This window comes from Aeromicrobium sp. Leaf272 (genome assembly GCF_001422865.1).
Lineage (GTDB): Bacteria > Actinomycetota > Actinomycetes > Propionibacteriales > Nocardioidaceae > Aeromicrobium.
The window spans coordinates 239-13,204 of sequence record NZ_LMMY01000014.1 but is presented as its reverse complement, the minus strand read 5'-3'; the positions used below and the strand labels follow the sequence as shown (position 1 = coordinate 13,204).

Annotated in this window: 12 protein-coding genes; 11 read left to right on the top strand and 1 reads right to left on the bottom strand. The window is 70.7% G+C overall.

The window, feature by feature from the left end:
• Nucleotides 1-8: 8 nt before the first annotated feature.
• Nucleotides 9-1,880, bottom strand: coding sequence for a VWA domain-containing protein (locus ASF38_RS12935; protein ID WP_056553698.1), 1,872 nt, complete (start codon nt 1,878-1,880; stop codon nt 9-11).
• 185 nt (nt 1,881-2,065) lie between these two features.
• Here ASF38_RS12935 and ASF38_RS12930 point away from each other — a divergent pair, with 185 nt between their 5' ends.
• The 11 genes from ASF38_RS12930 to ASF38_RS12880 all read left to right on the top strand — a co-directional run bounded on the left by ASF38_RS12930 (nt 2,066) and on the right by ASF38_RS12880 (nt 12,943).
• Entirely contained in the window at nt 2,066-2,968 is a 903-nt protein-coding gene (locus ASF38_RS12930; RefSeq protein WP_156364738.1) for a hypothetical protein, read from the top strand.
• On the top strand, nt 2,965-3,687 hold the full coding sequence (gene cpaB / locus ASF38_RS12925; RefSeq protein ID WP_055966565.1) for a Flp pilus assembly protein CpaB: 723 nt from the start codon (nt 2,965-2,967) through the stop codon (nt 3,685-3,687). The genes ASF38_RS12930 and cpaB overlap by 4 nt, the downstream gene beginning before the upstream one ends.
• Nucleotides 3,687-5,270 (top strand): AAA family ATPase, encoded by a 1,584-nt coding sequence (locus tag ASF38_RS12920; RefSeq protein ID WP_055966561.1) that lies wholly within the window; start codon nt 3,687-3,689, stop codon nt 5,268-5,270. Before cpaB ends, ASF38_RS12920 begins: the two co-directional genes overlap by 1 nt.
• Nucleotides 5,270-5,626, top strand: a complete 357-nt coding sequence (locus ASF38_RS12915; protein WP_055966558.1) for a TadE/TadG family type IV pilus assembly protein — start codon at nt 5,270-5,272, stop codon at nt 5,624-5,626. The genes ASF38_RS12920 and ASF38_RS12915 overlap by 1 nt, the downstream gene beginning before the upstream one ends.
• A complete protein-coding gene (locus ASF38_RS12910) occupies nt 5,623-6,966 on the top strand; it encodes a CpaF family protein (protein WP_235492920.1) in 1,344 nt (447 codons plus the stop codon). Before ASF38_RS12915 ends, ASF38_RS12910 begins: the two co-directional genes overlap by 4 nt.
• Nucleotides 6,967-6,968: 2 nt before the next feature.
• Nucleotides 6,969-7,889: a type II secretion system F family protein gene (locus ASF38_RS12905; protein ID WP_055966555.1), complete on the top strand. Its 921-nt coding sequence runs from the start codon at nt 6,969-6,971 to the stop codon at nt 7,887-7,889.
• Nucleotides 7,889-8,782: a type II secretion system F family protein gene (locus ASF38_RS12900; RefSeq protein ID WP_055966552.1), complete on the top strand. Its 894-nt coding sequence runs from the start codon at nt 7,889-7,891 to the stop codon at nt 8,780-8,782. The genes ASF38_RS12905 and ASF38_RS12900 overlap by 1 nt, the downstream gene beginning before the upstream one ends.
• A 25-nt stretch (nt 8,783-8,807) precedes the next feature.
• On the top strand, nt 8,808-9,947 hold the full coding sequence (locus ASF38_RS12895) for a sensor histidine kinase (protein WP_156364737.1): 1,140 nt from the start codon (nt 8,808-8,810) through the stop codon (nt 9,945-9,947).
• Nucleotides 9,948-10,023: 76 nt separating this feature from the next.
• Entirely contained in the window at nt 10,024-10,677 is a 654-nt protein-coding gene (locus tag ASF38_RS12890) for a response regulator transcription factor (RefSeq protein ID WP_055966545.1), read from the top strand.
• Between the two features lie 53 nt (nt 10,678-10,730).
• Complete coding sequence (locus ASF38_RS12885) at nt 10,731-11,546, top strand: hypothetical protein (protein ID WP_156366924.1); 816 nt, start codon at nt 10,731-10,733, stop codon at nt 11,544-11,546.
• A gap of 5 nt (nt 11,547-11,551) precedes the next feature.
• Nucleotides 11,552-12,943 (top strand): hypothetical protein, encoded by a 1,392-nt coding sequence (locus tag ASF38_RS12880; RefSeq protein WP_156366923.1) that lies wholly within the window; start codon nt 11,552-11,554, stop codon nt 12,941-12,943.
• The last annotated feature ends 23 nt before the right edge of the window (nt 12,944-12,966 follow it).

Genomic DNA, 12,966 nt, shown 5'->3' with positions numbered 1-12,966 from the left:
GTGACCGGTCACTCGCCAGGAGGGACCTCGGAGTCGCCCGCGCCGCTGCGGCGACGCAGTGCGGCGAGCAGGGCGAGGGCGACCACGACGAGGGCCGCGACGCCGGCGGCGATGATCCACCACGCGGGTCCGCCGTCGGACGACTCCTCGGCCGCCTTGTCGTTGGCGGTCTCCTTCGGGTCCTCGAGGTAGGTCGGCTCGCCCGACTCCTCACCCACGACGCTCGTCGTGAGAGTCACCGCGATCTCGCCGATCTCCTCGGTCGAGGCGGCGGACATCGGCAGGACGGTGATCGAGCAGTAGAAGTCGCCGTCGACCTGCGTCGCCTTGGGAGCCTCGCTCGTCGACTCGCGGTTGCGGTACACGACGGGCGGCGACGCCGCGTGCAAGGCCACGGCCTCGTCGCCGCGCCACTGCTTGCGACCGGTCTGCGACGAGAAGTCGTCCGCGACGGTCTTGAGAGGTCCGTACACCCGCACCTGGGTGTTCACGCCGACACCACGTCCGAAGGCGTCGGCCGCCTGGGTGGACGTACCGAGCGTCGCGTCGCACACCGCCGACTGACCCCAGCCCACGTCGGGGACGCGGTAGAACAGCGTCTCCCCGGCCAGGACCGAGTCCTCGTACGTGCCAGGCGCGGTCGGGGGCGCCGACGAGAAGTTCGGCCCGCCGATCACGGACACCGGGCTGCCGCTCGGGGCGTCACCCTCGATGGCGTCGGAGAATCCGCTCGCCTTGCCGAACGGGGCCGGCAGTGCGTCGGGGTCCTCGACACCGGGCTCGGTGCGCAGCAGGATCTCCAGCCCCTGGACCTCGTCGTTGTTCGAGCCCACCTGCGCGACGTACGGTCCCTCGCTGCAGTCCTGCCGGTCGGCGGCGGACAGCGAGTAGGCGGCCACGATGGGTGCGCCACCGTTGCCCGCGCCCTGCGAGGCCTCGCGCACCCCTCGCCCGCACGCCTGGCCATCGGCGCCCACGATCTTGAGGTCGACCTGGGAGACACCGGAGAAGCCCTTGGTCGGCAGGGTGGCCGCACTCACGTGGATCGTCCCCTTGCCCGGGTCGGGAAGGGCGTAGTTCTCGACGCCGGAGTCGCCGATCGTGTCGAGCCACTGGCCGTCCTCGATCTCGGCGGCGTCCTCGGGGGACGTGCCACCCTCGACCGGGAGGCCGGCCGCCTCGTAGCCGCGAGCCGCGCGGATGGACGTGCGCGTCAGCGTCTCCTGGAGCTCGGACAGGTCCTTCACGTCGTAGTAGGTGCCTCCACCGGCCGACGCGACGCAGGTGAGCTGCTCGCGCGACTTGGCGTCGACCTGCAGGCCCACGACGTCGACGTAGAAGTCGGCGCCCTTCTTCTTGAGGTCGGCCGCCACCTTGCACGGATCACCCTGGCAGTTCTCCTCGCCGTCCGAGACGAGGACGATGCTGCGCGGGCCCTCCTTCGGCAGGTCGGCGTAGGCCTTCTCGAGCGAGTACGCGATCGGGGTGTTGCCGAGCGGCTTGAGCTTCTCGACGCCTGCGCGCAGGGCATCCTTGTCGACCGGCTCCACGGGGACGAGCAGCTCGCTGTCCTCGCAGGAGCCGGGACCGTCGCTGATCTCCGAGCCGTAGACGCGAAGGCCGACGTTCGCGTCGTCGGGAAGGTCGTCGATCACGCCGTTGAGGCCCTTCTTGGCCTCCTCCATGCGGGTGCTTCCGCTGCCGCCGGCCTCCTTCATGGATCCCGAGCCGTCGAGGACGAGGATCAGCGAGCCTCCGCCCTGGCCGAGCACCGACTCGTCGTCGGCCGCCGAGGCGGTGGGTGCGACCCCCAGGAGGAAGGTGGCACCGAGCGTGACGCTCGCACCGATGGACAGTGTCGTGGAGATCCCCCGCAGCATGGCCAGGAGTCTAGAGCAAGGTCCAGGACCGGCCGCACTGTGAGACAGGTGACGATTTCTTGGAAAAGCGTGACACTTGACCCGCTGCACCGTTGGATTTCGCAACGGGGACGTATCCGGATACCGTACGTTCGTCCTTCAGGCCATGTGGCCCGAGGGACGACAAGACCATGGTGGGGGAGCCAATGAGAAGTCGCGTCGTGCTGGTGACCCGGCTGGGTTCGTCCCTGGGTCTGTCGGGTGAGCACGACGGCCTGACCGTCGCCGACATCCGTCATCCCGATGCCGTCGAGACGACCATCGCCGGAGTCCACCGAGCTGGCGAGCTGCCGATCGTCACCTGCGCCGTCGCCGACTACGAGGAGGTGCGGACCCTCGTCTCCTACGCCTCGGTGCGGTACCCGGGGCTGCGGACCTGCATCGAGCCGCTCCCCGGCGGACCGCTCGCGGTGGGCGTGCTCTCGTCGCTGGTCGACGACATCGACGACGCCGAGGACGGTCTGGCCTGGCAGCTGAACGCCATCGACCTGCTGCGTGCCCAGGCGTGGTCGGCCACCTGGCTGCCGTCGGTGGCCAAGAGCCGCAACCCCAACCCCTCGCTGTGGCACCACGCGATGTCCTGGCTCCCCGGCTCGGGCTTCCTGACCGTGCACCACCCGACACCCAGGATCGTGCGGGCCCCCAAGGCGCCGATCTCCGGGCTGGACCCCCTCCCCGAGACCGCACTCCTGCACTCCAGGGCCACCCAGGACACCTGGGTCGTGGACGCGGTCCGCCAGGCTCTGCAGCCCCAGAGCACGAGCGAGATGAGCTCGGTCCGCGACCAGGTCGACGCCCACGGCACCGAGCGCGCCGTCGAGCTCGTCGCGATCCCGCTCGCCTACCACTCCGACTCCCGCCCCGTCGACGTCGTCGACTGCCTCGGGTGCGGTCTGCGCCACGCGCGACCGACCTGTCCCGTGTGCGGGATGAGCACCGACGCCCCCGAGCTGAACGACCCGGCTCCCACTCCCCTGCCCGAGTTCGACCCGGAGACCCCCGTCCCGGCCCCGAGCGGATCGTCCGCCCCCGAAGGAGACCGTGAGTGAACCCCCGTCAACGCCGTGGCGTGCTGATCATGCTCGCCGCCGCACTGGCCGCCGTCGCGCTGTTCTTCGTGGCGATCCAGTACATCGGCTCCGTGAACTCGCAGGTCGCGCCGAAGATCACCGTCTACCGGGCGGCGGACGACCTGTCCGCCTACGCCGTGATCGAGGAGGACGACCTCGAGTCCGTCGAGGTGCCGGAGAAGTGGGTCTCCGAGCAGGCCACCCGCAACCCCGAGGACGTCGTCGGTCGCCGGGTCGCGTTCAACCTCGCCCAGGGCACCTACATCGGTGACGACATGATCCTGCCGACGTCGGCGCTCAACGAGAACGAGCGAGAGATCGCCCTCACCGTCGACGCGAAGACCGGCGTCGCCGGTCGCGTCCGGGCCGGCGACTTCGTCGACGTCTACGCCGTGTTCGGCGAGGACGCCGGCACCGGCACCTCCCGCGTGCTCGTGCGCAACGTCCGGGTCGTGTCCGTGCGGGGTGCGGAGACCCGGACCCAGACCACCGACCGTGACGAGCTCACCGAGCAGCAGGTCATCCCGGTCACGCTCGCCCTGGAGCCGACGGCCGCCCTCTCCGTGACGTACGCGGACTCCTTCGCGCAGGTCGTGCGACTGGTGGGTCTGCCGCCGGGCACGAACACCAGCAACCGCTCCGACGAGCGCGAGAAGGTCGACGCCGACGATCTCGACATCCCCAAGGGAGAGAACTGATGGCTCGCACCGTCCTCATCGCGGCACCCGACCAGACGGCCGGGTACGAGCTGCGCGCCCAGGTCGAGGAGCTCGACGGGTTCACGATCGTCGACGTGGCCGAGTCGACCGTCCGGCTCCAGGAGCTGGTCACCCAGCGCGACCCCGAGATCGTCCTCATCCACGAGCAGGTCGGTCCCGTCCCGGTCCTCCAGGTGTTCCGCGAGATCGCTGCGCGTCGCCCCGGCACCGCGCTGCTGCTGCTGAGCGAGGAGTTCACGCCCGAGGTGTTCTCGGCCGCCATGGACGCCGGAGCACGCGGCGTGCTGCGCTACCCGGTCTCCCACGAGGAGCTCGAGAGCCGGCTGACGTCGGCGGGCGAGTGGGTGCAGCAGATGCGCCGGCACCTCGTGAGCGACTCCAACGACTCCGACCTCGGCTCCCGCGGCCGGCTCGTGACCGTCCACGGCTCCAAGGGCGGCGTCGGCACCACCACGCTCGCCGTGCACCTCGCCCACGACTCCGTCACCCGGGTCCCCGGCCGCAGCGTCTGCCTGGTCGACCTCAACCTCGACACCGGCGACGTGGGTGACTTCCTCGGCATCGAGCACCGGCTCGACGTGTCCGACCTCGCGAAGGTCGCCGACGACCTCTCGGCGCAGACCATCGGCTCGGCGGTCCACCGCAAGCCGTCGGGTCTGGCCACGGTGCTCGGCCCGGCCCAGATCGAGGACATCGGACTCGTCGGCGACCGCGAGACGGTGCTGATCCTGGCCGCCCTGCGTCGCCAGTTCGACCTCGTCGTCGTCGACTGCGGTGCCGCCGTCAACCCGGCCAGCGCCGCCGCCGTCGAGCTCGCCGACACGGCCCTGCTGGTCACCACCCCGGACCTGCTGGCCCTGCGCGGCGTCCACCGCACGGTCGAGAAGTGGAGCCGGGTCGGCGCCCGCGACGTCGACCGGGTCAAGATCGTCCTCAACCGCACGAGCAAGGACAGCGACATCCAGCCCGAGGCGGCGTCCCGTCTGCTGCCCGCGCCCCCGCTGTCCACCACGCTGCCCGAGGCGTTCACCGTCCTCCAGCGCGGCCTCAACCACCAGGACCCGGCGGAGATCCAGTCCAAGGTGTGGTGGAAGCGCATCGAGGACCTCGCCGACGACATCGGCACGGTGCCCTCCTCGACCACCTCCGCCGCCACGACCCAGCGCCGGACGCTGTTCAAGCGCAAGGGCGAGGACGCCGCGCCGGCGCCCACCGCCGAGGCCGGTCAGGCCACCGTCGAGTTCGCCGGCGTGATCTTCATCGTGCTCTTCCTCATGCTGCTCATCTGGCAGATCGGGCTCTGGGGCATCTCCGCGGCCTACACGAGCCACGCCTCGGACGAGGCCGCGCGTGAGGCCGGCATCGGCGCGAGCCTCAGCCAGATCGAGGACAAGGCCCTCGACAACGTCCCGGGATGGTTCCGCGACAACATGACGGTGCGTCTCCTCGACGGAAGCAGCGCGGTGCAGGTCCGCTCGAAGATGCCGCTCCTGCTGCCCGGCGTCACCGTGAACAAGCTGGTCTTCACGTCCGAGACACCCGTGGTCAGGGAGGACAACTGATGTTCGGCCATCACAACCGCACCCAGCGACGCTCGGAGCGCGGCACCTCGACCCTCGAGGTCGTGGGCGTCGTGCCCCTCGTCGTCATCGTCATCATGCTGCTGGCCCAGGTGGCGCTCTCGCTCTACGCCATCACCACGGCCCAGACGGCCGTCCGCCAGGCGGCGCGCGCCGAGTCCCAGGGATCCGGCACCGCCACGACGGTCCTCAACGAGTCCCTGCCCGGCTGGCTCGAGGTCGGCCCCGGTGACGTGCAGACCTTCGGCCCCGGCCACGGTGTCCGAGCCCGTTTCGACGTGCCCGACCTCGTGCCCTTCTTCGACCTCTCCTTCACCCGAGAGAGCGTCATGCCGTGAAGCGTCAGACCTTCGGCACCAGCTCCGTGGCGTCGTCCGGCGCGGACGTCGACCGCACCATCACGGCGATGACGGACGAGGCCGACGACGTGCTCGTGGCCGACTTCCGCGAGAAGCTGCTCGACGAGATCGACCTCAACGAGCTCTCCAAGCTCGACCTGCCGCAGCGACGCGCCCGTCTCGAGCGGGTCATGACGCACCTCGTCGCCTCCCGCGGCCCCCTCCTCTCGAGCCGCGAGCGGACCTCGCTCATCCGACGCGTCGTCGCCGAGGCCCTCGGGCTCGGCGTGCTGGAGCCCCTCCTGGCCGACGACGCCGTCACCGAGATCATGGTCAACGGCCCCGACCAGATCTTCATCGAGCGCCTGGGTCGGATCGAGCTCGCGAAGGAGCGCTTCGTCAGCAACGAGCAGCTGCTCCAGACGATCGACCGCATCGTGTCCACGGTCAACCGTCGTGTCGACGAGTCGAGCCCGATGGTCGACGCACGTCTGCGCACCGGCGAGCGCGTCAACGTGATCCTGCCCCCGCTGGCCCTCGACGGCCCCGTGGTCACGATCCGCAAGTTCCCGCGGCCGTTCTCGATGGACCAGCTCGTCTCCATCGGCACGCTCGACGAGCGCACCGCCGACCTCCTGGCCGCGTGCGTGCGAGCCAAGCTCAACGTGCTCGTCTCGGGCGGCACCGGCTCGGGCAAGACGACGCTGCTGAACTCGCTGTCGTCGTTCATCCCCGAGCGGGAGCGCATCGTCACGATCGAGGACGCCGCCGAGCTCTCCCTCCAGCAGACCCACGTCATCCGCCTGGAGTCGCGCCCCGCCAACGTCGAGGGCAAGGGCTCGGTCACGATCCGCGACCTGGTGCGCAACGCCCTGCGCATGCGGCCCGACCGCATCATCGTCGGCGAGGTCCGTGGCGGCGAGACCATGGACATGCTCTCGGCCATGAACACCGGCCACGAGGGATCGCTCACCACGATCCACTCCAACAGCCCGGACGAGGCCCTGAGCCGCGCCGAGACGCTCGCCAGCATGAGCGACCTGGACCTGCCGTTCCAGGCCGTCCAGGAGCAGGTCAACAACGCGCTCGACCTCATCATCCAGCTGGACCGCGCCGCCGACGGCACACGTCGCATCACCCGCGTCGCCCTGCTCTCGTCGAAGGGTCGCGAGCCGTACAAGCTCCACACCCTGAGCGAGTACGTGCCCGAGCCGATCGAGGCCGGCAAGGTCTCCCGCGGCGAGCACGTGTTCCGTCCCCTCCCGCTGGCGTTCGTGCGTCGGCTCCAGCTCGCCGGCGAAGCAGTGCCCGACGGCGCGACGTCACCCGCCCTGGACTGACCATGGCGCTGACGATCCTGCTCGCCTTCGCGACCACCTGCCTCGTCATCGGGGCCCTCTACCAGTTCTGGCTGGACGTCCGGGCCCAGGCGAGCCTGGCCCTCGCCGTCAACCCCCGGGTCGTGGAGGACATGACCCTGGCGCGGCGTTCGAGGGTCGACAAGCTCATCCTGCGCACGCGGATCGGGCCCTGGACGCAGGAGGCCATCAACCTGCTGGGCTGGAACGTCAAGCCTCGGCACCTGCTGCTCATCATCGCCGCGCTCTGCGCCACGATCGTCGTGGCCCTCGGCGTCACGCTGTCCTGGCTGCTCGCCCCCGTCGGGGTGGTCGTCGGGGCGCTCCTGGTGCGCGGACGCGTGCGGAAGCTGCGCGAGAAGCACACCGAGGACTTCATCGCCCAGATGCCCGAGCTGGCCCGCACCCTCTCCAACGCCGCCTCGGCCGGGCTCTCCATCCGGACCGCCGTGGCCCTCGCCGCCGACGAGCTCGCCGAGCCGGCGCACTCCGAGCTCAAGACGGTCTCCGACGAGATCCAGCTCGGCGTCCCGCTCGACACCGCCCTGTCGAACCTGGAGGGCCGCCTGCCCTCCCGTGAGCTGGGGATCCTCGTGAGCTCGCTCGTCGTCGGCGCCCGCTCCGGTGGTGGTCTGGTGACCGCCCTGCGCGACATCGCCGAGACGCTGGACACCCGCAAGGAGGTCCGGCGCGAGATCAAGACGCTCTACACCCAGACGATCGCCACGGCCTACGCCGTCCTCGGCGTGAGCGGTCTCGCCGTCTTCCTGCTCGAGGGCATCAACCCCGGCACCGTCGACGAGATGATCACCAACCCGCTCGGGCAGGGCGCGATCATCTTCGCCGTGGCCGTGTACTCCGGCTGCATCTGGGCGGTCCGCAAGATGACGAGGGTGGATCTCTGATGTCGCCGCTGCTGTTCGGACTGCTGATCACCGGCTGCTTCGTCGTCTTCGCGCTCGGGTGGCGCATGGCGCGCGCCGACGCCCTCGAGGCGTGGGACGTCGCGGACATCGCCCTGCTGCGCGACGCCAACCGTCGCAAGCGCCAGGTGAGCCCCCTCGACCGGTTCGCCCGACGGCTCGCGCCCCAGCTGGCCTTGCTGCTCGGACCTCGCACCGTGGCCTCCATCCGCCGTCGCATCGACCTGGCGGGGCGACCAGACGGCATGACCGTCGACACGTTCCTCCAGCTGCTCACCAAGTACGCGATGTTCCTCGGCGCGGTCTCGCTCGTCTTCGTGATGCTGGGCAGCTTCGTCCAGGCGATCATCGCGCTCTTCGCGATCCCGCTGCTCCCCTTCGGACGGCTGTCGCGCCACCAGCGTCAACGTCGAGAGGCGATCGACGACGGTCTCCCCGACTTCCTCGACGTCCTCGCGGTCACCGTCGGCGCCGGCATCGCCTTCCGCTCGGCGCTCGACCGGGTCAGTGCGCGGTTCACCGGTCCCCTGCGCGACGAGATGGCCTTCACGCTCCACCAGCTCGACGTCGGCGTGCCGCGTCGGCAGGCGTTCTCCAACCTGCGCGACCGCTGCGACTCCGAGTCGATGTCGTCGTTCGTGTCGGCTTTCCTGCAGGCCGAGGAGCTCGGTGCGCCCCTGGCCGAGTCGCTCAACGGCATCGCGCGCGACAGCCGCCGCGACGCCGCCCAGCGGTCCCGCCAGAAGGCCGCCAAGACGGTTCCGCGGGTGACGCTGCTCGTCTCCATGGCGATGGTGCCGCCGACGATCGTCATCATCGCGGTCGGCATGTACCTGGGTGCCGACGTCGACCTCGGCGGTGTGCTCGGTGGGTGACGGCCCCCGACGCCCTCGTGCGTCGGTGCCCGAGGCGCACCTCGTCGCCAAGGTCGTGCAGTTCGCCTTCCTCCTCCGCCTGACGTCGCTGCTCATCGTGGTGATCACCCCGGGCGACGCAGTGACCAGCACCGTCGGCCTGACGGCCATCGGCTTCATCACCCTCAGCAGCACCGCAGGCCTGTACGCGACCGACCTGCTCACGCGCAAGGTCATGGCGCACCCGATCCTGCTCGTCCTCGACGTCCTCGTGGCCACCGCGCTCGCCCTGCTGCTGGGTGCGCAGAGTCCTCTGCTGGTCTACACGTTCTCCACGTCGGTGCTCATCGGCATCCTGCTCCCCCGGCGCATGGCCACGCTCGTGCTCGCCATCCAGGTGAGCTCCATCGTGCTGATCGCGATCGAGCAGGACACCCAGACCGAGTTCATCGGCATCCTGATCGTCCCGATCTGCTCGGCCACCCTGGGCGCGATGGGCATCCTGACCCGCTTCCTGCTGCAGTCGGCCGAGCGCGAGCAGGTGAACGCGCGCCGCCTGTCGGCCGACGCCGCGATCGAGCGGGAGCGCGCCCGCCTGGCCCGCGACATGCACGACTCGGTGGCCAAGGCCCTGCACGGGATCGCCCTCGCGGCCGCCGCCCTCCCGGCGTGGGCCGCCAAGGGTCCGGACCAGCTCACGGAGAAGGCCACCCAGCTGCAGCAGGCCGCGGAGTCGGCCGCCCAGGACGCGCGCTCGATCCTCGTGGACCTGCGCACCGAGACCGACGACCGCACCCTCGCCCAGCAGCTGCGGACCATGGCCGACAGCCTCACGCAGGGCGGCGTGCAGACCATCCTCACCGTGGGTGGCGTCGCCGACTGCGACCACAGCGTCAAGCGCGAGCTCGTGGCGATCGCCGGCGAGTCCGTCGAGAACATCCATCGTCACTCGGGGGCCGAGAACGTCGCGATCACCTGCTCGGGCGATCCGGACTCGATCGTCATCTCCATCCGCGACGACGGTCGTGGCTTCGACCCCGACCTCACGCCGACCGGCCACTACGGCCTCGTCGGCATGCGGGAGCGCGCCGAGCACGTCGGCGGCACCCTCGACCTCGTCACGGCACCAGGGCGAGGCACCACGGTCACCGTGCGCACGCCACGTGCCGCGAAGGGACCGGGATGAACGACCGTCAGCGAGTGAACACCGAGCACGCCGGGGCACCTCTGCCCTACCGTGCTCCTACAAGGGGGGTGGCTCCATGAGCACCGACATCAAGGTCCTCATCGTCGACGACAACGCCGTCGTGCGGATGGGTCTGCGCAACGTCCTGGAGGCCCAGGACGGCATCGCGGTCGTGGGCGAGGCGGCCGACGGCAACGAGGGCGTCACGCTCAACGAACGACTCGACCCGGACGTCGTGCTGTGCGACGTCCGGATGCCGGGCCTCGACGGCGTCGGCGCCGCCGCCGCCATGTCACCGACGAGCCACGTCGTGATGCTCACGTACGCCGACGACCTCGACGTGATCCGCAGTGCGATGGCCGCCGGGGCCCGCGGCTACCTGGTCCACGGCGCCCACCAGCCCGACGAGATCGTGGCCGCCGTGGTCAGCGCCTCCCGTGGCTCGTCCGTCCTCGGACCAGCCGCCACCGAGGCGCTGCTGAGCGCCGCCGGCCAGGCGCCGCCCCCGCGCGACACGAGCCAGTGGCACCTGACCGGCCGCGAGACCGAGATCATGGAGCACGTGGCACGCGGCCTGTCGAACCGCGAGATCGCGCGGTCCTGCTTCCTCGCCGAGAAGACGGTGAAGAACCACCTCAACAACATCTTCCCCAAGCTCGGGGTGACGACCAGGGCCGAGGCGATCAGCCTCTGGCTCGGCGCCTCGGACGGACCGGGCGGCGCGGTGTGAACCAGGAGTCGAGGGGACCTGCACCGGTGGGACCAGGATGGGTCCGGGGACCCATGTCCGACGACGCCGCCGCACCTATGCTGGACGAGTCGCTGCGCCCCCGCGCCGGCAGCTCCCCCCTCCGTCCTGACGACCCTGCAGGAGTCACCGTGCTCGACCACGCCCGCCGACGTCCGGCCCGTGCTCGCGACGAGCGTGGTGCGGCCGCGCTGTCCCTGCTCGTGGTGGCGATGCTGCTCGGTCTGGCGATCTTCACCGCGATGGCGCTTCCCCTCACCAACGCCTCCGACGCGAAGGCCAAGAGCCGCAGCGCCGCCGATGCCGCCGCCCTGGCCGGGGTCGAGGCCTTCAAGGAGGACCTCGTCGAGGCGCTCAGGAACCTGCAGGCCTTCCCGGCCGGTGGTCTCCTCGCGGTCGTGCAGAGCGTCGACCTCGGAGGTGGCCAGAGCGCCGCCATCGAGTACGCCCAGCGCAACGACGGCACCCTGGTCACCTACATCCCGCGGCCGGCGGTGTCGGGCCTGCTCTCCTTCGAGACCTTCGCCAAGGTCCGAGGCCGCTCCATCGACGGTGAGCAGAACTACAGCGAGGCTCGCGCCAAGCTCGACCTCCCCGGTTGCGACCTCACCGAGTCCCTGCCCGACATCGAGCTCTCGTCCTACGAGGTGACCCCCTCGGTCGCGCGCGCCGACGACGGTGACGACGAGGACGAGGAAGAAGAGGAGGAGGAGCCGAAGCCGAGCTTCTCCCTCGAGTGCGACGGCGTCACGATCTTCAAGGACGTGACCGACCTCGGCGACCTCGGCTCCGGCGGCCTCAACCCGCTGATCGACCTCATCGACCGGTCGAACGCCCGCCTCATCGAGTGATCCCGATGTTCTTGCTCGCGACGCACCGGCGGTCCGAACGAGGGCAGGGCTCCCTGGAGACGGTCGGCGTCGTCGTCCTGGCCTCCATCCTCGTCGCCGCCACGACCGGCGTCGTCGTCCAGTCCAGCCCCGCGCTCCGGTCCGAGGTCGGCTACCGCGTCTGCCAGATCACCTCCCTGGGCGGAGGCGGCTGCGAGGACCCGGGCGACGAGATCCCCGGCGACGACGGTGCCGACCCCGACTCCCCCTGGGGCAACGAGAACGCCCGCCCGGACGGCAAGCCGGCGGTGGACGAGTCACGGCTGCCCGACGAGCCGTGCGTCGTCTCCTCGACCAGCGGGTCCATCTCGGCGACCGGCTCCTTCGTGGTCTCGGCCACCGGCGAGCAGGGCATGACCATCGAGACGCTGTCCGACGGCACCTACCGGGTCTCGGTGCACGACGCCGGCTCGCTCGGGTACGGCGTCGGCATCGGGGTCGACGGCAACGTGGTCGTCGACGGCGTGCAGCAGGGTTCCACCGCCTACGCCGGGGCCGACATCGCGCTCGCCGGCCTCGCCAGCCAGACCTACTACGCCGGCAGCGAGCAGGAGCTGCAGGACCTCCTCGTGCGCGTCGCGGGCGAGCAGGCCCTCGACCAGGTCGCGCCGCGCATCCCGGGCCCGGCCGACATCCCGTTCGTCCAGGACATCCCCGTGATCGGAGAGCTGGAGGCCCTCGACAACCCCGTGCGGTGGGCGGTCGACCAGCTGGCCGGTCCGCCGCCGGAGCCCGACGAGCAGTACGTGCAGCTCGGACTGGAAGGCGACGCGAGCGCGGCGCTCGCCGGAATCGTCTACAGCACGGGCGCCGAGCTCGACATGGGCGTCTTCGCCGGCGCCCGCACGACCCCGGAGGGCTACGTCCTCACGTCGGTGGTGGAGGCCAACGGATCCGCGTGGGCGTCGGCCTTCGGCGGCGAGGCCCAGGCCATGGCCGGCGGCACTCTCGTGCGGGAGATCCACCTCGGACCCGACGGCACGCCACTCGGCATCACCATGACCCTCACCGGCGGCGCCAACGCACAGTCCGGCGACGTCGGGCCTGCGACCGACACCCAGGACAGCTACGTCGCCACTGCCTACGTCCCCTTCACCGGTGACGTCGCGACCGACGCGGGCATCTACCTGTCGGCCGCCAACATGTACCAGGCGCCCCAGTTCCTGCAGTCCGCCATGGAGACCGGCACCGTCAGCCTCGACCAGTACGAGGTCGACCCGAACACCTACGGCGCCAACGTCTCCATCGACATCCCGGGCGCCGAGGGTGGCCTGGGCGTCAACGGCGACCTCACGAACTCCACGATGGTGTCCTCCAGCTACTGGGACGGCAGCGGGTTCGTCGACCGCGGCTGCTGACGCACCTGTCACCTCCCGGGTCA

Coding starts and splice junctions, on each gene's coding strand:
- ASF38_RS12880 (WP_156366923.1), top strand. CDS start 11,552: ATGTTCTTGCTCGCGACGCACCGGCGGTCCGAACGAGGGCAGGGCTCC.
- ASF38_RS12900 (WP_055966552.1), top strand. CDS start 7,889: ATGTCGCCGCTGCTGTTCGGACTGCTGATCACCGGCTGCTTCGTCGTC.
- ASF38_RS12905 (WP_055966555.1), top strand. CDS start 6,969: ATGGCGCTGACGATCCTGCTCGCCTTCGCGACCACCTGCCTCGTCATC.
- ASF38_RS12930 (WP_156364738.1), top strand. CDS start 2,066: ATGAGAAGTCGCGTCGTGCTGGTGACCCGGCTGGGTTCGTCCCTGGGT.
- ASF38_RS12890 (WP_055966545.1), top strand. CDS start 10,024: ATGAGCACCGACATCAAGGTCCTCATCGTCGACGACAACGCCGTCGTG.
- ASF38_RS12915 (WP_055966558.1), top strand. CDS start 5,270: ATGTTCGGCCATCACAACCGCACCCAGCGACGCTCGGAGCGCGGCACC.
- ASF38_RS12935 (WP_056553698.1), bottom strand. CDS start 1,880: ATGCTGCGGGGGATCTCCACGACACTGTCCATCGGTGCGAGCGTCACG.
- ASF38_RS12920 (WP_055966561.1), top strand. CDS start 3,687: ATGGCTCGCACCGTCCTCATCGCGGCACCCGACCAGACGGCCGGGTAC.
- ASF38_RS12885 (WP_156366924.1), top strand. CDS start 10,731: ATGTCCGACGACGCCGCCGCACCTATGCTGGACGAGTCGCTGCGCCCC.